Annotated in this window: 15 protein-coding genes; 5 read left to right on the forward strand and 10 right to left on the reverse strand. The window is 73.6% G+C overall.

The features are described from left to right. Positions 1-26: 26 nt before the first annotated feature. Positions 27-449, reverse strand: coding sequence for a phage tail protein (locus tag ACZ6AA_RS38170; RefSeq protein ID WP_030360079.1), 423 nt, complete (start codon positions 447-449; stop codon positions 27-29). 83 nt (positions 450-532) lie between these two features. Beyond that, a complete protein-coding gene (locus tag ACZ6AA_RS38175) occupies positions 533-1033 on the reverse strand; it encodes a hypothetical protein (RefSeq protein WP_468483660.1) in 501 nt (166 codons plus the stop codon). 1705 nt (positions 1034-2738) lie between these two features. On the opposite strand from ACZ6AA_RS38175, the gene ACZ6AA_RS38180 reads away from it, so the two are divergent. Then, the gene (locus ACZ6AA_RS38180) at positions 2739-3869 is read left to right on the forward strand and encodes a hypothetical protein (protein ID WP_471463038.1); all 1131 of its coding nucleotides are present in this window, start codon (positions 2739-2741) and stop codon (positions 3867-3869) included. A 194-nt stretch (positions 3870-4063) separates the two neighbouring features. Here the strand turns inward: ACZ6AA_RS38180 and ACZ6AA_RS38185 are convergent, their stop codons facing one another. The 4 genes from ACZ6AA_RS38185 to ACZ6AA_RS38200 all read right to left on the reverse strand — a co-directional run bounded on the left by ACZ6AA_RS38185 (position 4064) and on the right by ACZ6AA_RS38200 (position 6841). After that, positions 4064-4222: a DUF6760 family protein gene (locus tag ACZ6AA_RS38185; RefSeq protein WP_087886307.1), complete on the reverse strand. Its 159-nt coding sequence runs from the start codon at positions 4220-4222 to the stop codon at positions 4064-4066. Continuing rightward, positions 4219-4722, reverse strand: a complete 504-nt coding sequence (locus ACZ6AA_RS38190; RefSeq protein WP_468461543.1) for a hypothetical protein — start codon at positions 4720-4722, stop codon at positions 4219-4221. Before ACZ6AA_RS38190 ends, ACZ6AA_RS38185 begins: the two co-directional genes overlap by 4 nt. Beyond that, complete coding sequence (locus tag ACZ6AA_RS38195) at positions 4722-5165, reverse strand: phage tail protein (protein WP_030360083.1); 444 nt, start codon at positions 5163-5165, stop codon at positions 4722-4724. Before ACZ6AA_RS38195 ends, ACZ6AA_RS38190 begins: the two co-directional genes overlap by 1 nt. Before the next feature lie 74 nt (positions 5166-5239). Continuing rightward, a complete protein-coding gene (locus ACZ6AA_RS38200; protein ID WP_468483658.1) occupies positions 5240-6841 on the reverse strand; it encodes a phage tail sheath subtilisin-like domain-containing protein in 1602 nt (533 codons plus the stop codon). A gap of 251 nt (positions 6842-7092) precedes the next feature. Here ACZ6AA_RS38200 and ACZ6AA_RS38205 point away from each other — a divergent pair, with 251 nt between their 5' ends. Continuing rightward, entirely contained in the window at positions 7093-7761 is a 669-nt protein-coding gene (locus ACZ6AA_RS38205; RefSeq protein WP_468461547.1) for an eCIS core domain-containing protein, read from the forward strand. A 24-nt stretch (positions 7762-7785) separates the two neighbouring features. Here ACZ6AA_RS38205 and ACZ6AA_RS38210 read toward each other — a convergent pair whose 3' ends face one another. Further along, positions 7786-10347, reverse strand: a complete 2562-nt coding sequence (locus tag ACZ6AA_RS38210) for a hypothetical protein (RefSeq protein WP_468461549.1) — start codon at positions 10345-10347, stop codon at positions 7786-7788. A gap of 352 nt (positions 10348-10699) precedes the next feature. Here ACZ6AA_RS38210 and ACZ6AA_RS38215 point away from each other — a divergent pair, with 352 nt between their 5' ends. Next, on the forward strand, positions 10700-12118 hold the full coding sequence (locus tag ACZ6AA_RS38215; RefSeq protein WP_471463043.1) for a hydrolase: 1419 nt from the start codon (positions 10700-10702) through the stop codon (positions 12116-12118). Between the two features lie 127 nt (positions 12119-12245). On the opposite strand, the gene ACZ6AA_RS38220 is transcribed toward ACZ6AA_RS38215, so the two are convergent. The 3 genes from ACZ6AA_RS38220 to ACZ6AA_RS38230 all read right to left on the reverse strand — a co-directional run bounded on the left by ACZ6AA_RS38220 (position 12246) and on the right by ACZ6AA_RS38230 (position 16880). Beyond that, on the reverse strand, positions 12246-14360 hold the full coding sequence (locus tag ACZ6AA_RS38220; RefSeq protein WP_471463045.1) for an ATP-binding protein: 2115 nt from the start codon (positions 14358-14360) through the stop codon (positions 12246-12248). After that, entirely contained in the window at positions 14357-15052 is a 696-nt protein-coding gene (locus ACZ6AA_RS38225) for a Pvc16 family protein (protein ID WP_468461555.1), read from the reverse strand. The genes ACZ6AA_RS38220 and ACZ6AA_RS38225 overlap by 4 nt, the downstream gene beginning before the upstream one ends. A gap of 184 nt (positions 15053-15236) precedes the next feature. Next, positions 15237-16880 carry a helix-turn-helix domain-containing protein gene (locus tag ACZ6AA_RS38230; protein WP_468461557.1) on the reverse strand — a complete coding sequence of 548 codons (1644 nt, stop codon included), beginning with the start codon at positions 16878-16880 and terminating at the stop codon, positions 15237-15239. A 326-nt stretch (positions 16881-17206) separates the two neighbouring features. Between ACZ6AA_RS38230 and ACZ6AA_RS38235 the strand changes: the two genes are divergently transcribed. After that, positions 17207-17671, forward strand: a complete 465-nt coding sequence (locus ACZ6AA_RS38235; protein WP_471463046.1) for a hypothetical protein — start codon at positions 17207-17209, stop codon at positions 17669-17671. 86 nt (positions 17672-17757) lie between these two features. Next, positions 17758-18651: a hypothetical protein gene (locus ACZ6AA_RS38240; protein ID WP_468461561.1), complete on the forward strand. Its 894-nt coding sequence runs from the start codon at positions 17758-17760 to the stop codon at positions 18649-18651. The last annotated feature ends 36 nt before the right edge of the window (positions 18652-18687 follow it).

Genomic DNA, 18687 nt, shown 5'->3' on the forward strand with positions numbered 1-18687 from the left:
CGCTCCTCTCTGCTTGCTCCGACGCCCTAGTCCGTGAACCCGTGGTGGGCGATCTCCAGGACCTCCGTGGCGACGGCCGGACTGCCCGGGTCGAGCGTGGGTCCCTGCCAGCTGACGGGCAGCACGTCGATCAGCCCCCAGCGGGCGACCTCCGACCCGTCCGCACGCAGCGCCGTGATCTCGGCGGTGGGCCGCTTGATCCCGGTCTGCACGGACGAGATCCACTTGGCGACCTTCGTGGTGTCCGGCGTGAGCGGGCGGGTCAGCCGGATCGTGGAGAACGTGACACGGGACGGCAGTTGCCACACGAAGCCGTTGTTCCCGCCCTCCTGGTGGTGCTCGACCTCGACCTGGGACGAAAGCCCGTCACAGCCGTTGAAGCGGCCGAGGCTCTCGCCGTCGATGGAGAGGGAGAACCAAATGGTGGAGCCCGGGTCCTGGCGGGGCATCGCGGAAGCGCCTTTCTGTCGTGACTGCTGTGTTGTCTGTCATCCCGCCGCGTACGCAGGCGAGTCGGAGCGGTCCGTGGCCATCAGCGGCGGTCGTCGCGGAGCCTGCCGATCCGTTCGCGGTCCATGCGGAGTTCGGTGCGCAGCAGCCGGGTGATCCGGCCGATCATCCGGTGCGTCAGCTCGTCGAGCTGGAATTCGGTGAGGTCCTTCGGGTCGAACGTGCCGTGCGGGACCCTGCTGTACGCGGGCGGGGGCGCCGCCGCACCCGCGGCCGCCTGGCCGGACGGCGGCGGGGAACCGCCGTCGGCAGGAGGCGAATACGGCGGCGGGGGCTCGGCGGGCGGGCTGTAGGGCGGCGGCGGGTCGTCGGGGCGGCCCCGGCGTGCGCCGAGGTGGCCGAGGGTGGAGGAGACGGTGGCGGCGGCCCTCGCGGCGAGCGCCGCCGTCGCACTGGACGCGAGCGGCGACCGGAAGGGCAGCCGCTGCACCGCGGGCCCGTCGGCGCGGACCCCCGCGGACGCGACGGGCCGCGGGCCGACGGGCCGCCGCGAGTCGGACGGGGGCGGCGCGAGGGGCGTCACGGGGAGCGGAGGCGTGGCGCCGGTGTGACTGGGCGGAGGGAGGACGCGCAGGTGGACGGGTCTCGGGGGTGTGGTGGCGCGCTGGACGGTGGGGTGAGGGGCGGGCGCGCCGGGTGTGGTGGCTGCGCCGGGTGAGGGCGGGGTGTCCGTGCGCGCGGGGGGTGTCGGGGGGAGTGCGGTACGTCCGGGGAGTGCCGGAGGGAGTGCGGTGAAGGGGGCGCTGCCCGGGCCGCTTGGGCCACTCGGGCTGCCCGGGCCGCTTGGGCCACTCGGGCTGCCCGGGCCGCTTGGGCCACTCGGGCTGGTGAGGTTGCCGGGGCTGACGGGAGTCGTGGCGGCCGTGGCGCGCTGGATCGGCGCGGCTGTGCCGTCGGTGGGGTGTGAGGCGTCCCGGGTCGGCTTCGGAGTGAGGGTGAGGGGGGTGGTCTCCGAGGGGGCGGGGGTGAAGGGGGCGCCGAGGGGGGGCCGGCGGCGCGGGGGTGCGGTCGGGGACGCTGCGGCGCGCTGGACCTGGTGCTTGGGTGCGGGGGCCTGGTCGGCGGAGGGGTGTGCCGGGGCTGGGGCGGGAGTCGGGGGCGATGCGAGGGGTGGGTGTGCGGGTGCGGTGGGGCCGGGGGGTTGGGCCGGGGCTGCGGGGGCCGATGCCGGGCGTGCCGGTGCCGGGGCGGCGGTCGGTGCGGTGGTCGCGGTGGAGGGGATTGGCGCGCCGAGGCCGGGGCGCGGGGGCTTGCGGGTGGCGCTGCGCTGTACTGCCGGGTGGTTGGCGGGGGTGGCCGAGGGCTGTGAGGGGAGCGAACTCGACTCGGGTGTACGGGGGTTGGGTGACCCTGGGGGCGTGGTGGAGGGAGCCTTGGCGGCTGTGGGAGAGGCGAGGGTGGGGGTGGTGGCGCCGGTGGGTGTGGGTGTGGCTGCGCGGGGGGCGGGTGCGGCTGTGCCTGGCGTGGGTGTGCCTGCGTCTGGCGTGGTGCGGGGGGCGCGCTGGACGGCGGGTGCTGTGTTCGGTGGGGCGGAGGGCGGGGTGGGTGCCGGGGGTGTTGGGGTCGGCTGGTGGGGCGCGGTGGGCTTGCCGGAGCTGTCGCTCGTTTCGCGCGGGGTGGTGGGGCCGGGTGCTGCGGGGGTGGGCGTGGACGTGGGGGCCGGGCGTGCCGGGGCTCGGTCCGGGGCTCGCTGTACCTGCGGACGTGGGGATGGCGTGGTGGAGGGGAGCGGGGCGCTCGGGGTGTGCAGGACGCGCGGGGCGGGCGGGGTGGACGGCTTGCCGGGGTTCGTTGCCGGTGGTGCGTCCGGTGCCGGGGCCGCTGCCTTGTGCGGTGTCGGGGCTGCGGGTGGGGTCGGGGCGGACTCCGGGTGCGGGCTGCGGGCAGGGGTGGGTGCCTGGCCGCTCGGGGGTGCGGGGGCGCGCGAACTGCCCGAGGGCTGAGGCCCGTTCGGGGTGGGCGACGGTCGCTTCGGGTTCGGGTGCGTTTGAAGGGTCTTCGGCCGTGCGGGTGGTGCGGGAGGCGCGTCGGCGGGGCGGGGCGGGGAGCCGTGGCGTCCTGTCGTACCGCTGGGTGGTGTGGAGCGTACGGCTGCTGCTGGTGACTTGCTGCTGTGCTCGCCGAGGGGAGTTCGGGTGGACGGTGGTGGGGTGCTGCTGTGGGTGCCTGTGCCTGTGCCTGTGTCCGGGCCCTTGCTCTGGTCCACGGCTCGCTGTACGGGCGCCCTATTGCTGCTGCTGGTGGTCGTGGTCGTCACGGCGGGGGCGGCCGGGGTCGCGCGCTGCGCCGGGGCGTCGGCGTCGGCCGACGGTGACGCCCCGGCGGACGCTGAGGCCCCGGCCGACGTGCCGCTCGCGGTCCGCGCAGGCGTGGGCTCACGCCGCGCGACGGGGAGGGCGCGGCGTTGTACCGCCGACGACGGGGTCGGCGCCTTCGTCAGGGGTCGGGGCCGGGTGACGGGGGGTGCGGCGAGCGGTACGGGGGACACACGAACTCCGCGAGCAGGGGCTGGAGTTGGAGACAAGTCCGGACTCGCGGCACCCGCCCGCACCACCGACGCCGAGGCGACCGCAGCCGCCGACGACTCGCCCCCAGGAGCCGGAACCGGCAACGCGCGGGACGGCACCGACACCCCTGCGGAGCCGGACACCTCCGCGGAGCCCGACGCCCCCGAGACAGCCGCCCCACCGGAAAGCGCACGCTGCACCGACGCCGCCCCGGCCACGGGAGCCGCCGCAGGCGCATCCGCACGCGTAGCCGCCGCACGCGTAGCCGCCGCACGCGTAGCCGCCGCAGGCGCAGGCCCCACCGACGCACTCCGCGAGGCCGACGCACTCCCCGTGGCCGACCCCACCCCGGACGAAGCCCCCGACACCGCACGCCCACCGGGGCCGACCTCCCGCGCCCGCGCGGTCTGCACGGCGGCCCGCACGGCAGGCACAGCCCTCGCCGACACCGACACCGGCACCGACGCGGGCGCCGCCGAGGCCGAAGCGGCTGCCGAGCCCGAAGCCGAACCCGACGTAAACGCCGACCCGCCCCGGTACGAAGCCACCCCCGCCCCCGAAACCTCCCGCAACGGCACCACCGGCACCCGCCGCCCCGTCACCCCCGCTCCGGACCCGACCCCGGCCCCGCCCCCCGCACTCCCCAACGGCAAGGAGTCCGAGGGTCGTTCAAGACCCGTCACCGGTCGCGCCGACTCGGTCAGCGCCCCCGGGAGCAGGCTGCCGGAGCCGGTGTCCAGGACCGTGGTGAGGGCCGAGGCCCCGGCGAACGACGGGTTCTGCCACGTAGGCAGCCGCGTGCCGAACGCGGCGTCCGCGACCCCGGCCCGCCCCTCGCCCACGGCCCGCTGAATCGGCGCGAGCCCCGCCCAGGCGACCACGGACGGCGGCCCGGGCACAGCACCGCCGGGCACAGCGACGCCGGACGCAGGGGCACCGACCCCGGCGCCACTGAATGCGGCGCCGTCGGGAGCGGCATCGGCCCGACCCTCCGTGGGCGAGCCGCCCGCAGCCCGCCCCCGCAGCCGCTTCAAGAACCCCACAGCTCAGCCCTCCGCCCCGGCGCGCGTCACGAAGGACGCGATCTGGTCCGCGTAGCGGCGGCGGTCGTGGTGTTCCAGGTCCAGGATCGCCGCCAGGCTCCAGTGGAAGTGGTAGGCGACGTACGCGATCTCCTCGTGCAGCCGGTCGGTCGCGTACGTCACGATTCCCCCAGGCGGCTCCCGCCGAGTTCCACCTCGAACGGCTCGGAGCAGTGCGGGCACTCCACCGCGGCGCGGGTGTGGCCCTCGGCGTTGATCTGCCGGTAGAAGTCCTGGAGGAAGGCGAGGTCGGAGGCGAACATGCTCTCCACGGTCCCGTCGTGCACCATCGGCAGCGTGCCGAGGCGCGTGATGACGCGGCCGAGCAGCACCACCGACAGATACGCCGGATTCTCCTGGACCCGCACGTCGCGCAGCGGGACCAGTTCGTCCCGCGCCGTGGACAGGCGCATCACGCCGTCCCGGTGCACGGTGCCCGACTCGTCGACGTAGCCGCGCGGCAGTTGGAAGGGGAACTCGGTGCGCAGCTCCCGGGGAGTCGCGTCGAAGGGTGCGGCGGCGGGAGACGGGACGGGGGCATCCGCTCCCGCCGCCGCGGTCTGAGGGGGCGGCGGCGCGGCGGCCGTGCCCGTGCCGGGCGCACCGGCTGCCGTGCGCCGCATTACTCGATGACCAGTTCTTCGAAGACGATGGTCACGGTCTCGGTGAGGGCCGCGGCCTCGCCCGCCTTGAGGGTGCTGGCGTCGACCTTGCTGCACCAGGCGTTGCGCAGGTTGTACCGCTTCACCGGATTGTCCTGGTAGTCCATCATGATGATGGAGGCGTTCTTGCGGGCCGTGCTCATCTGACCGTTGATCGAGTCGTTGATCCAGGTCGTGAACGACGACGACTGGGTCATGCCGCGCACCACGGTGCACTGGCCGTTCTTCTGCACGCCCGGCAGCAGATTCACCTCGGGCTTGCCCTGCGCGGAGTTCTGCTGGTGGACGATGACGTCCTGTTCGAGAGTGAGGCCGCTGACCTCCGCGAGGTACTCGACCATCACACCGTCGATCTGCAGACCGAAGTTGTGTGACGTGAGGGAGTCACCCTGCATCAGACTCATGTGTTCGCTGTCCTTCTAGGCTTCTTGACGATGGGCGTACGCGCGCGAAGGTCCTGACCCGCCGGTCCGCTCCGCTACTCCTCCAACTCCCCGCTCCCGCTGGAGAACTGGGACAGCCGGAAGATCACGAACTCGGCGGGCTTGACCGGCGCGATGCCGATCTCGCAGATGACCCGGCCGAGGTCGACCGACTCCGGCGGGTTGGTCTCCTCGTCGCACTTGACGTAGAAGGCCTCCTCGGGCCGCTGGCCGAAGAGCGCCCCGCCGCGCCACTCGTTGACCAGGAACGCCGACACGTTGCGGCGGATGCGGGCCCACAGCGCGTGGTCGTTCGGCTCGAACACCACCCACTGGGTGCCGATCAGGATCGACTCCTCCAGGTAGTTGAAGTAGCGGCGGATGTTCAGGTAGCGCCACTCGGGGTCGGAGGACAGGGTGCGGGCTCCCCAGACGCGGATGCCGCGGCCGGGGAAGGCGCGGATGCAGTTGACGCCGATGGGGTTGAGCAGGTCCTGCTCGCCGCGGGTGATCTGCAGCTCCAGGTCGACGGCGCCGCGTACGACCTCGTTGGCGGGGGCCTTGTGCACACCGCGCTCGGAGTCGTTGCGGGCCCAGATGCCGGCGACGTGGCCGCTCGGCGGGACCATGCGGGACTGGCCCGACGCCGGGTCGAAGGACTTCAGCCAGGGGTAGTACAGGGCCGCGTACTTGGAGTCGTAGCCCGCCGTCTCCTGCCGCCACACCCGGATCTGACGGGCGTTCAGGCCGGGCGGCGGGTCGATGACCGCGACCCGGTCGCCCATCAGCTCGCAGTGCGCGATGAGCCCGAGCTGCACGGCTTTGACGGCCTCCAGGTCGATCGTGCCCCGCTGGTAGGCGGCCATCAGGTCGGGCACGGCCACCATGGAGATCTCGTCGACGGCCTCCAGGCCGCCGAAGCCGGTGCGGTCCGCGGAGTCGCCCAGGTACTCGGCCGGACCGGCGTGCCCGGACGTGGACTGCTCCGTCGGCGCGGGCAGCGGGGCCGCCGGGGCGGGCGGCGCGGCCAGGGCGACGGTCTGGTTCTCCGGCCGGGCGAGCTGCGCGGCCGGAGCGGCCTCCGTCACGGCGATGAGCTTGGAGCGCTCCTTGACCTGGGTGACGACGTAGGAGCGGCTGCCCTTCTTGGCGCTCACGTCGAACGTCTCGACGGCCTTGTCGCCGTCCTTGACGATCAGCTTGAAGCGGTCGGCGGCGCCCTCGCCCTCGGGGTCGGAGACCTCCACGGACAGCTGCCCGGCCTGGCCCCGCGCGGTGGCCGCCACGGAGAACGTGCCGAGCTGCTTCGGCTCGGCGGCGGGCAGCGCCGCCGGAGCGGCGGCCGCGCCGGTCACCGCGGCCGGTGCCTCGGCGTCCCCGGACACGCCCTCGGCGGAGCCGCCGACGCGCACCACGTACGCGGCGGAGCCGCCGTTGTTGAAGAAGCCGTAGACGGAGTGGGCGAGGTAGTAGCCCTCGGTGAAGTCGCCGAAGGACGTGACGTACTGCGTCCAGTTCGTCACCAGCGTCGGCTCGTTCAGCGGTCCGGCCGGCGCGAGCCCGACGAAGGCCGCCACGGAGGTGCCCACCCCCTCGATCGGGCGCGAACCGCTGGCCACCTCCTCGACGTAGACGCCGGGCGACAGGTAGGACGGCATGCTCTGCTCTCCTCGGGTACGGGACGGGACCCCACTCACCCTCGCGGGCGCCTGCCGTCACTGAAACGTCCCCAGGTGCCTGGCGCGGGGCAACTTCCGTGCCCGCAGGGGCACTTCGCCGCGCCCGTGTTCGGGGGCCGGACGCGGCGGCCGCGGGTGTGCCCGCGACGGTGCCCCCGCGGACCTGTCCGGACCGGGCCCGGCCGGTCAAGGGTGGTGGGTCAGCTCTGTCCCGTGCCGAAGGGAACGTCGTGCACGCACACGGAACACCGGCCAAGCAGACCGGGGACCAGGCCAAGGCCCACCGCCCCGCTCCGGCCACGCCGCACCGCGCGCCCGGCCCCGCCACGCCGGCGGGGCGGATCCTGAGCCTCCAGCGCCTCGCGGGCAACGCCGCCGTGGCGCGGGCCGTCGAGGAGGAGCGGCACGCCCACGGCCCCGGCTGCGGCCACGGCCGGACGGAGCCGTCCGGCGAACAGCCGGTCATGCAGCGGCAGATGGGCCTGAGCGCCGCCCTCGCCTCACCCGGGGCCCCTCTTGAGCCGCGCATCCGGGAGCGCGCCGAGCAGGCGTACGGCATGAACTTCGGTGACGTACGCAAGCACGACGGCCCCGAAGCACAGCAGTCCGCCCGGGAGTTCGGCGCGCTCGCCTACACCGTGGGCCCGCACATCATCGCCGCCGAGCCGAACCTGCCCGACGACGTGATGTACCACGAGCTGGGGCACCGCTTCCAGAACGCGCTGGGACCGGTGGCGGGCACCGACGACGGCACCGGCGTCAAGGTCTCCAGCCCCGGTGACCCCTTCGAGCTCCAGGCCGCGTCGAACGGCAAGAAGGTCGCCCGGGGCGAGATGCCCGACCTGTCGCTGCCCGGTCGACCGGCACCGGCCGGGCACGACACGGACGACGAGGGCTGACCCGCCGCGCCGGTCGCGACCGGGTCAGTACTGGCCGGTGCCGCTCATGTCGACGTCGTAGGAGTCCTGCACCTGGAGCCGGACCATGGTGCCCCCGATGCGGACGTAGTGGGCGCCGGTCTCGTCGTCGAGGTAGTACGGCTGCCCGGTGCTCGGGTCGAAGTGGAGCGTGTAGCCCGGGACTTCGGGTGCCTGCGCCTGGTATCCCGCGCCGGACGCGCTGCTCTCGCCGCCGTATGCCGAGGATCCGGCCATGGAGTAGGACGACGTGTCGGCCATCGCGTAGGCCGAGGAGCCGGATGCCGTGTAGGACGCCGGGTAGGCAGAGGGGTCGGACGCGGTGTAGGCCGCCGCGTAGGCCGAGGGATCGGTGGCGGCGTAGGCCGACTGGTCCGCCGCCGCGTAGGCCGACGGATCGGTCGCCGCGTAGCTCGACGGATCGGCCGCGGCGGGAGCGGACGCCTCTCCCATCTCGACGTCCTGGTGGCGCGCGGGCGCCTTGCCCTTGCCGAGGCCCTTCTCCAGCTCGGCGAGCCGCGGCTCGCCCTTGCGCTTGATGGCCTTGCGGAGATTGTCCCCGTTCTCGCCTGTGTGCAGATACGCGGACATGTCCGGGACGTTGTAGCCCCGGTCGCGGCGGAGCTGGGCGAGCCTGGCCAGGAGGTCGACGGGTGCCTTCGTGGGGTTCAGCACGCCGCTGGACCTGCCCTTGTGGAGCCGCTCCCAGTCCTTGGACCAGTCATTGCGGGGCAGGCCGCGAATCGTCGCCTTGATGGCGTCCATGCCGTAGTCGTCGAGCTCCCCTCCCTTGGTGAACTGCTTCTCCGCCGCACCCTTCTTCCTGCTGCGCGCGGTCGTGGTGCTCGCCGCACCCCGAGCGGGCTTGTTGGACCGCTGCGGCGTGTGCGTCCAGTGGCCCTCCCGCTCATAGCGGGTGAGATAGCTGCCGAGTCGGTCCTCGGACAGGTCGATGGCGGCCCCGAGGTGCTTGAGGGACATCGTGGTGGACCTGTGGTAGTTGAACAGCAGCTCGATCGCTTGCTGGCGGCTCTCGTTGGTGGCGTCGGCGCCGGCCCCGCCGTTCCAGAGTCCGTGGAGCTGGTCCGCCTGGGCCGCGGAGAGCTTGTCCGTCCTGCGGCGTGGGACCTGGTGGGTCGCGGTGCCCTTTCCGATGCCCGCGGGGGCGGTGTCCACCGTCCAGGTGTCCTGCAGCGGTCGTGCGACGCGGGTGTAGGTGTCGTTCTCGTCGAACTCGGCGTCGCTGGCGACCGGAGTGACGTCGGCCTGGCGGGCCGCGAGCCGCCCGGGGACCCTCAGCGCGGGGCCGCCACGGCGGTGTACGGCCCCTGCCGGAGCCGCCTCGTGCGCCATCGCCGGGGTGCTCGTGATGTCGTTGTGCACCATGTGCCGGATGTACGCGTGGTAGTTGTCGTCCATGATGTGCTTGAGGTGCGTGTCCAGGGATTTCACGGAGCCCTGGAAGTAGTGCCCGTAGTTCTGGTCGAAGCTCAGATTGCCGAACCCCATCTGGTCCCGGTAGTACGTCAACGCCGCGGCGCAGCCCATGCAGGGGCGGTACTTCCCCATGATGACGAGGGGCTTCGTGGCCGCCTGGCCGGGATCGACGCCGGCGCGGCTCAGGGCGATGAGCAGTTTCTGCTCCGCGTGCACCGACTCCTCCTGCTTCATCTCCCCCTTGTTCTCGCCCTGCTTCTTCGGCCTGGGGTCGAGCTGCGCGAACCGGAGCAGGAACACCCGGCCCGCGTACTTGGAGCTGGTGAGCATGGTGTGCAGGTTCCTGTCCTCGACGTCCACGACGATGACGGGGGAGTTGAGCTGCGCCTGCAGCACCTTGGCGGCGGGGTCCGGCCCTCGTCCCTGCTCGCCCGCGCCCCGCTGCCCGGTGACGATCGCCGCGTTCTTGCGGCGGTAGCTCGCGAGCTTCGCCTCGAGGTTCTCCGCCTCGTAGGCGTGCAGTCCCCGTCGGCGGCCCTCCTGGCTCTGCTGGAACGCGAGCAGCTCCTGGAGGGAGGGCTCGTGTCCGTACACCTGCCGTCCCTGGCTCACGAGGGTGTCGACCGACGAGTTGAAGTTCGAGGCGAACACCAGCCGGTCGTTGATCAGCATGCCCTGGACCTCGCGGTTGTTGGCGTCCTCCGCGCCGCTGTCCGGCTCCTCCTGCCTGGCCCGCTCCTGGGCGCCCTTCATGCTGTCGAACAGCAGGGCACTGGTCTCGTGCGTGGTCTCCTCGGCCTCCTCGCCGTTCTTGAAGCGCGGAAACCGCATCCAGAACTCTTCGTGTGCCCGGCCCTGCCGCCGCGCGCCGTAGCTCACCAGCGGCGGCCCGTCCACCTCGGCCTTGATGTCCTTCATGACGTCCTTGGCGTCCCGCCGGGAGGGCGCGTCCCTCCGGGAGTGCCTGCCGGACCCGCTGCCCTCCGGCCGGGAGTGCCTGCCGGACCCGCTGCCTTCGGGCCGGGAGTGCCTGCCCGACCCGCTGCCGCCCGCACGCTGCACGGACAGCACCCGGTTGACGGCCCCGTTGCCCGCCGCGTCGTTCATGGCGCGCAGCCCGGCGGGGGTCATCCCCTCGGCGGTGAGCGGCACGGGGGAGGGAGGCCGGGCCGCCGACCGGGGCTGTCGGTCGGCACGTCCTTCCCGTCCCTCGTGGCCGCGTGAATCGGTCTGCCGCTGCCGCATGAGCGCCTCCAACGTCGGCGGGCGTCGCCGTCCGACGCCGGCGAGAGTCGCCGCCATGGTGCCGTGGCGGCCGCGCCCGGCACAGGGCCGCGGGGGTGGCCCCGGGGGCACCCCCGGCTGCCCCCGAGGCCGCACCGCCCGGCACTGCCCGCCCTGCCGCGGCCGCCGCCCGTCGGGGCAACAGGGTCTGCCCGGCGGCCTCCTGACACGACCGGCGCCCGCTCCTAGCGTCGTGTGCGTGAGCCTTTGGACCTCCCTGGAACCAGCGTCCGCGACCGTCGACCCCGGCAGCAGCACCACGGTGCGCCTGCGGGTGCGCAACACCGGTGACATCGTCGACGAGTACCACTTCGAACCGGTCGGCGCCCTCGCGCCCTGGACCACGGTGGAGCCACGGTCGCTGCGGCTCTACCCGGGGACGACCGGCACGGTGGAGCTGACGTTCGCCCCGCCGCGCACCCCGGACGCGACGGCGGGACCGAACCCGTACGCGGTGCGGATCTCCCCGACGGAACACCCGGACGCCGTCACCGTTCCCGAGGGCAACCTCACCATCACCCCCTTCACCGAGGTACGCGCCGAGCTGGTGCCGCCGACCGTGAAGGGCCGGTTCCGGGGGCGGCCCCGCTTCGCCGTGGACAACCTCGGCAACACCAAGGTCACCGCCTCGCTCAGCGGCAGCGACACCGGCGACAAGCTGTCGTACGACCTCCAGCCCGGCAACGTCCAGATCGAGCCGGGCCGGGCCGCGTTCGTGAAGACGACGCTGCGGCCCAAGCAGATCATCTGGTTCGGCTCCAAGCAGGAACAGCCGTACGCGCTGACCGTGCGTCGCTCCGGGACCGAGCCGATGGACGTCGACGGCACCTACGTGCAGCGCGGGTTCCTGCCCGGCTGGCTCGCCACCACGCTCGGCCTGATCCTCGCGCTCGCCATCGCGTTCGTGATGATCTGGCTGACGTACAAGCCGCAGGTGAAGAGCGCGGCCCTGGAGAAGCCCGAGAAGGCAGGCGCCATCGCCAAGCCCAGTCCCTCCGCCCCGATCAAGAGCGCGCCCCCGAAGCAGCCCGACGACAAGCCGGACGAGGAGCCGGAGACGTCCGGCGGGGGCGACGAGGAGGAGAAGGGCGGCGGAGGCGGCGGGGGCGGTGGCGGGGGAGACGAGCCCGAGAAGGAGAAGAAGCCGCGCAAGGTGTCCGCGGCCACCGCCGTGCGCAAGCTCGCCGAGCGCGAGGAGGGCCGCCACATCTGCTACCGCGTGTACGTCGAGGACGGCGGCTGGCAGAAGCCCGAGTGCGACGGCGCCGAGGCGGGCTCCGTGGGCGAGGGCAAGGCCGTCAAGGCCCTCAACGTCGCGGTCTCAAGGACCAACGGCGTCACCGGAGCCAGCGCCTTCGTCATCGACGGCTGGCGCAAGGGCGACGAGTGGGAGAAGGCGGACGACGAGAAGAACCTGTACCTCGGCAGCACCGACGGGGACGTCAACCCGATGCAGGGGTACACCATGCAGGTCTTCGACGGCTCGGTGTGCCACGACGCGTACGTGAAGGACAAGCAGTGGATGGGGCAGTCCTGCACCGAACCCGGGAAGTGGACGTACGGCGGCAGCCCCATGGAGCTGAACCTTCAGCTGGAGGCGGTCCGCTTCACCGTGTGACGGATGGGGCGTGACATGGGACGAGGGGTCGGTGACTGTTGACCAGGTCACCGGCCCCTCTTCGCTGTGCACCCCGTCACCGGTGAGCCGTCGGGCCCTCCGTCACCGGTTCGCGCTGGGCGCTCCCTCACCAGTTCGCCTCGCCCGGGACGAGCCGCCCCGCCTTGCGGTACTCGCGGCGCGCGCCCTCGAGCAGATCGCCCGCGCCCACCGGCTCGTCCCGGCCGGCCGCGAGGTACGCGGCGGTGACCACCGCGCCGCGGATCGCGCCGCCGGACAGCTCGAAGTCCCGGGCGAGCGGCCCGGTGTCGAGGCCGTCCACGCGCGGCACGTGCGCGAGGCCGTGCCGCCACAGGGCGAGCCGCTGCTCGGCGTCCGGGAAGGGGAAGTCGACCACCAGGTCGAGGCGGCGCGTGAAGGCGTCGTCGATGTTGGCCCGGAGGTTGGTGGTCAGCAGCGCGATGCCGTCGAAGGACTCCAGGCGCTGCAACAGGTAGGCGCTCTCCAGGTTGGCGTACCGGTCGTGGGAGTCCTTGACCTCCGAACGCTTGCCGAAGACGGCGTCGGCCTCGTCGAAGAGCAGCACGGCGTCCGTGCGGTCGGCCTCCGTGAAGATCCGCTCCAGGTTCTTCTCGGTCTCGCCGACGTACTTGTCCACGATCGAGGACAGCTGGACCACATAGAGGTCGACGCCCAGATCGGCGGCGATGACCTCGGCGGACAGCGTCTTGCCGGTCCCTGACTCGCCCGCGAACAGGCCGAGGACACCGCGCCCGCGGCCGCCGCCCGCGCTCAGCCGCCAGTCGCCGAGCACCCGGTCGCGGTGGCGGGCGCGCAGGGCGAGCTCCCGCAGCTGGGTGAGCGGCCCGGCGGGCAGGACCAGGTCCCGCCAGTCCACCGCGGGCTCGATGCGCCGGGCGTGCTGTTCCAGACCCGACGCCGACTGCCGACGTGCGGCCAGCCGGACGTGGGCGGCGCTCAGCGGCGTCCCGTCGAAGGCGGCGAGCGCCGCGGCGGCCCGGGCGGCCCGCCCGACGCGGTCACCGCCGAGGTGGTACGGGGCCACGGTCCCGGCCAGGTCGAAGGCGTCGGCGTCGGGCCCGAGCGCGCCGCGCCACACGGCCGTTCCGCCCGCGGGGAGCCGGGGCGCCTGGAGCACCAGCGGGTCGTGCGCGGACCACTGCGGGTCGTAGGGGCGGGGATCGGCGAGCAGGACGGTCACGTCGGTGGCCGCGGTCAACTCCGCGACCATCGGGCGTGGTCGGTCGGGCAGACCGCACACCACGACCGCCCGGCCGCTCAGCCGCGCCTCGCGCAGCAGCTCCGGGACGTGGTCCGCGCCGCCGGAGTAGCGCAGCGCGTCCATGCCCGCCGTGCGCAGGGCCGACGCGAGGGTCGCCAGGGCGTCGCCCTCGCGGTGCTCCCGCAGATAGACGGTGAGGGGGCCGTCGCCGAGCCGGGCGGCGAGCTGCTTGGCGAACTCCTCGTCGGGCCCGGCGGCGGGCGGCGGGTCCGGCATCGGGGTCAGGCCGCCGAGGAGCGCGGCGTCCGGGGTGTCGTCGCCCAGCAGATGCGCGGTCAGGCGGTCGGGTACGCGCAACGCCCGGGACAGCAGCGGCCGTTCGGGGTCCTCGACGGTCAGCAGGCCATGGGCGCGCAGCGGCGCCGAGGGGTGGAAGCGGGCGCGGGCCTCCGCCAGGTGCGCGGGCACCCCGCACAGGTCGAGCGCGAGCCCGACGGTGGCGCGGCGGCGGCTCACGTCGTCGTTGAGGTAGCCGTAGAGCGGCTCGAAGGTGCGATCGAGGTCGGGCGCGAGGGCGATGAGCACCACGGCCGTGTCCAGCTCGGTGAGGCGCGTGCGGGCGGCCGTCCTGGCCAGCCGGTCGTCGACGCCGCGCGGCCACTGGTCCAGGGCACCCGGCGGGACGCCTGCGTCTTCTGCGCCCTCTGGGCCTTCTGTGTCTTCAGTGCCTTCTGCGCTGGCTGCGTTCTCCGCCGTGCCCGGCCAGGTACTGAGGAGATGGCTCACGGCCTCCTCCGGTACGTAGAGGCCGCGCAGGGGGTCGTTGGCGGTGGGGTCGTCCGCGGAGCGGTGCTCGACGAGGGCGGACACCGCGTGGCGCAGGTCGGCGAGGCGGGCGAGAAGGGCGCGGGCGGGGCCGTCGTCGGCGGGGGCGTGGGGCCGGGCGGCGGGGGAGGAGCCCTCCGGGGACGAGGGACCCTCCAGGGGCCAGCCGCTCATGACCCCTCCGTACGCCGCGTGCCAGCCCGCTCGCGTTCCACGGCCCGCTCCTGTGCGGCACGGGCCGCCGCCACCTGATGGGGCCGGTGCGCGCGCTCCGTCGACCGGGGCGGGCCGCCGTCGACACCGCGTATCCGGATCGCCGCGCCCTCGGTGACCGGCGGCCCCGCGTCGTAGTCGGGGACCGCGGGGAAGGGCGCCGTCACCACGACGTCCAGGGAGGGCTTCAGCTCGCCGCCGAGGGCGGACCAGATGTCGGCCAGGGAGCGGGACTCCGACTGTGTGCCGCCCACCGTGACCGGCACCGTCAGGCCGAGGCGGCCGAGTGCGCCCGGGAGTTCCCGGGGGGCCAGCAACTCGTGGGGCAGCAGCGTCGCCAGCGCGGCGGACAGCAGCCGGTGCTCGTCCTGCGGGGTCTTCGTCCAGGCCGTCACCAGGTACGAGAGCCGGAACCAGCGCGGCGGCCGGCGGCGCCGCACCACGACGTCCCGCTCGTCGCGCACGGGGGAGTGGCCGCGCTGCCGCCGCGAGGAGTCCTCCCGGATGTCGTACAAGTAGACGTTGATCACAGGGGCGTTGCGCCGGGCCGCCCAGTCACGGGTGGGGACGTCGAAGGACACGTCGATGCCGGAACCGGCCAGTGCCCCGCCGCGCAGCAGGCCCCTGAGGACCTCGTCCACCTCGTGAATCACGCTCGCGCTCCCGCCTGCCGCCCGCCGGGACCGGCCCCGCGCCGCCCCGCGACCGATCGTGCTCCCCGCCAGGACCGGGCCGCACGCGCGCCGGGGACGACGGCGGGGCAGAGTTCCGTGCCTCAAAGTCCCACCAAAGTCCCACCCGAGGCGCCCGGCCAGTCGGTGCCTCACCCGTACCGCCTCACCCGTACTGGATGAGCAGGGGCCGCTCAGTGATCCGCTCGCTGTCCTGCCCGTCGACCTCACGGACCCGCCCGTCCAGATACCGGATGGACCGCGCGCCCCCGCCCACCGGCACGTCCGCCGTGCCGGTCAGCGTCCAGCGGACGCGGGCCCGCCGCGCCGTGCCGCGTTCGTCGGGGATCAGGAACTCGCACTGCCAGACGTTCTCGGGCAGGGCGATCTGCACGCCGTGTCCGCAGGAGCGCACGCGGGCGTGGGCGAGCCACTGCTGGAGGCGGCCGACGTACAGTCCGGCCTTCGCGGGCGGCTGACCCTCGGCCTGGAGCACGACGGGGATCTTGCTGTTGCCCCAGGCGTAGAAGTACATGCGCCGCACCTGGCGCGCGTACAGACCCGTCAGATAGAAGCGGACCGCGTGATCGGCCGCCCGGTCCTCCGGCAGCGGGTCGTTCAGGGGCAGGGTCTGGGTGGTGCCCGTGTTCCACAACGGCAGGTGGTAGCCCGCCCGTTGGAAGGTCCGCTCGACGCCCCGCACCGCCTCCAGCATGGTCTCCGGCGGATCCGTGACTCGGTGCTGATAGAGCTTGATACCGGCCGCGTCGCAGTACTGATAGCCGCCGAGCTCGGCGAACCGCAGCAGGAACCGGTGCGCCGACGCCGTCCACAGCTCGGTGACGGAGGGGCAGACGACGGTCGCGTCCTTGTCGTGCTCCCGGATGATGCGGCTCGCGCGGCGGGTCATGTCCACGAGCGTCCGGACGCTGCCGTTGTAGTGGTGCGGGTGGTTGCCCATGACCCACAGTTCGTACGCGTCGATACGGCTGCCCGCGTGCCGTACCAACGCCCGTACGAAGGCGTCCCAGTCGTCGAGGTCGTCCGGCGGTGCCGCGCGGGAACCGTCTCCGTAGGCGGCCTTGCGGGCGTGCGGGGCGGCCCAGGTGGGGGTGCCGCCGAAGACGAACAGGGTGGGCAGGCCCGCCCGTTCGGCGCCGCCGAGCAGCCGGTCGAGCGTGGACCAGTCGAACTCACCGCGCCGGGGCTGGAGTTGGGCCCAGCGGGTCTCGCTGTCCCACAGTCGCAGCGCGCCCACCCGGAACGCGGGCATGGCCCCGCTGAAGCTGTTCATGGTCACACCGAACAGCGCCGGGTCGACCGGGAGCGGCGCCTGGGACCAGCTCGTCGCCCCGGCGGGCGTGGGGATGTCCGGGGGCGCGCTCGCGTCCGGGGTGCTGGCTACGGCCGTACTCAGGACGACGATCGCCATGAGGAGGGCGAGGACGAGGTGCCGCTCCGGTGGGCGGCGGCGCGGGGGGCGGGCTGCGGGGGTGCGGGCGGGCGTGCCTGGTGCCGGGCGGGTTCCTGGAGCGGGGGCCGGGGCGGTCCCGGTCTCCTGTGCCTCACCCGTCGCCGTCCTCCAGTGCCGCAGCAGTTCGTTCAACTCGTCCGGAGCGGCCCCGCATTCGGTGGCGATGCGTACGAGGAGTCCGTAGTCGCGCGGCACCGCCTTGCCGCTGCAGTACCGGTGCAGGGCGGAGCTGCTGGTGAAGACCCGCCGCCCCAACTCCTCGTAGCTGAGCCCGCTGCGCTGCTTCAGCCCCGTCAGCGCACCGGCCAGCTCCCGGCATTCCCGTGCCTCTGCCAAGTCCCCCACCCCCGTGACGGCCTTCCGGCTCGGGCACAGCATCCCACGCCTGTCCCTGTCCGAGGGGGACACGGCAGGTCAACAGGGTGGCAGGCGTCCCCGGGCGAGCGGGGACGCGGACTCGCTGGCCGGGCGGCGGTGGGCGGCGGCACAGTCGGTCCCGTCGTCGCCGGGGAGGCCGGTGGCGGGCACTGACGGAATCGGGGGATGCAGCTGTGCCTTCATGGACTTCGAGCGCATTGAGCGCATTGAGAGCATCGAGCGCTTCAAAGACCTCAGGGACCTCAGAGGCCTCAAGTACGCCCAGGGCTAGGGCAAGGGGCCGAGTGGCCACGTGGGTCGTGCTGCCGGTGATCCTCGCGGCGGGCGCGACCGTGATGACGCCGGGCAGCGCGTCGTCGGCGGCCGCGTACGGCGAGGTCGTGAACCACACCGACAAGGAGATGGAGTTCGCGTCGTTCAGCGGCAACGGACGCCACCACCGGTGCGACGTCTGGAACAACACGGTCGACGCGCGCCGCGCGAACTTCGAGAACCTCAAGTGCAAGCAGCAGCCGCTGGACCCCGGCCAGGACGCGGGCGGGCCGGGCGACGGCGGGGACGTCGACGGCTTCACCTTCGAGCGGAACGCGTACTCCCTGCACATGATGCTTCCGGTGCCCGGGATTCCGCCGGTGATCGTGTCCATGGGGACGAAGAAGAAGGGAGTCTGGACCAAGATCACGGACATCGACGACGCCTCGTGCAAGGGAACCGGAAGCAAGCCGGCGTGTCTCGTCACGATCGGCTGACGGCGGGGCCCCCGGCGCCACGGGGCAGCCGGGGGCCCTCGTCCCGCCCCGCACGCGTCCCGGCGGGCCGCGCCACCCGTGCCCCGATGGGCCTCGTCACCGCCGTACTCCTCGTCGTATCGCTCGCCGCATGCGGTCCGGGGGCCGACGCGCCCGCCGCGACGGGCGGCCGCGACGACGCGCCGCGCCGCCTGAGCGACGCCGAGCGGTACCGTCTCGCCCACGCGAAGCAGGCCCTCGTCGCGGCCTGCATGACCGGGCGCGGTCACCCCTACCGGGTGTGGCTGCCCCTGTCGGTGGCGGAGAGCCGCCCCGTCGGGCCGATACTCGACGATCCGCGCTGGGCCCGCGAGCACGGCTACGGCAGCAGGATCGAGACCAAGTACGCCGAGGCCAAGCGGAAGAACCCCAACCTCGCCCACCTCAGGTCCCTGACGGGCGCGCGCCGCACCGCCTATCTCACCGCCCTCACCGGTGGGCCCGACGCACCCGAGATGAAGGTGACCCTGCCGACCGGCGCGACGATCACCAACAAGCTGGGTGGGTGCACGGCGTACGCCGAGAAGCGCCTCTACGGTGACCGCCGGACGTGGTTCCGGGCCGAGAAGACCACCACCAACCTGACGCCCCTGTACGCCTCGAAGCTCTCCCGCGCCCCCGCCTACCGGGCCGCGGTCGCCTCCTGGTCGCGCTGCGTGCGCACCCACGGCTACGCCCTCGCCTCCCCGGCGGCGGCCCGCGAACGGCTGCGCACCCGCATCCCGGAGCTGCCCGCCCAGGCGCGCTTCACCGCCGAGGTCAGGCTCGCGGTGACGGAGGCTCGCTGCGCCCGCGCGACCCGACTGCGACACCTCGCCCAACAGACCGAGGACACCTTGCGCGCCGCGCTCCCGGCAAGGATCCAACGCGAGATCCGCACCCACAGCCGCCTCCAGCGAGCGGCCCTGGACCGCGCCCGGAACGTAGTCGGCACCACCTGACGGCACCGCGCGGACACATGACGACACACCACAAAG

It is taken from the genome of Streptomyces sp. NPDC040610 (assembly GCF_055594065.1).

Coding starts and splice junctions, on each gene's coding strand:
- ACZ6AA_RS38195 (WP_030360083.1), bottom strand. CDS start 5,165: ATGAGTCTGATGCAGGGTGACTCCCTCACGTCACACAACTTCGGTCTG.
- ACZ6AA_RS38220 (WP_471463045.1), bottom strand. CDS start 14,360: ATGAGCGGCTGGCCCCTGGAGGGTCCCTCGTCCCCGGAGGGCTCCTCC.
- ACZ6AA_RS38240 (WP_468461561.1), top strand. CDS start 17,758: ATGGGCCTCGTCACCGCCGTACTCCTCGTCGTATCGCTCGCCGCATGC.
- ACZ6AA_RS38200 (WP_468483658.1), bottom strand. CDS start 6,841: ATGCCGTCCTACCTGTCGCCCGGCGTCTACGTCGAGGAGGTGGCCAGC.
- ACZ6AA_RS38190 (WP_468461543.1), bottom strand. CDS start 4,722: ATGCGGCGCACGGCAGCCGGTGCGCCCGGCACGGGCACGGCCGCCGCG.
- ACZ6AA_RS38210 (WP_468461549.1), bottom strand. CDS start 10,347: ATGACCCCCGCCGGGCTGCGCGCCATGAACGACGCGGCGGGCAACGGG.
- ACZ6AA_RS38170 (WP_030360079.1), bottom strand. CDS start 449: ATGCCCCGCCAGGACCCGGGCTCCACCATTTGGTTCTCCCTCTCCATC.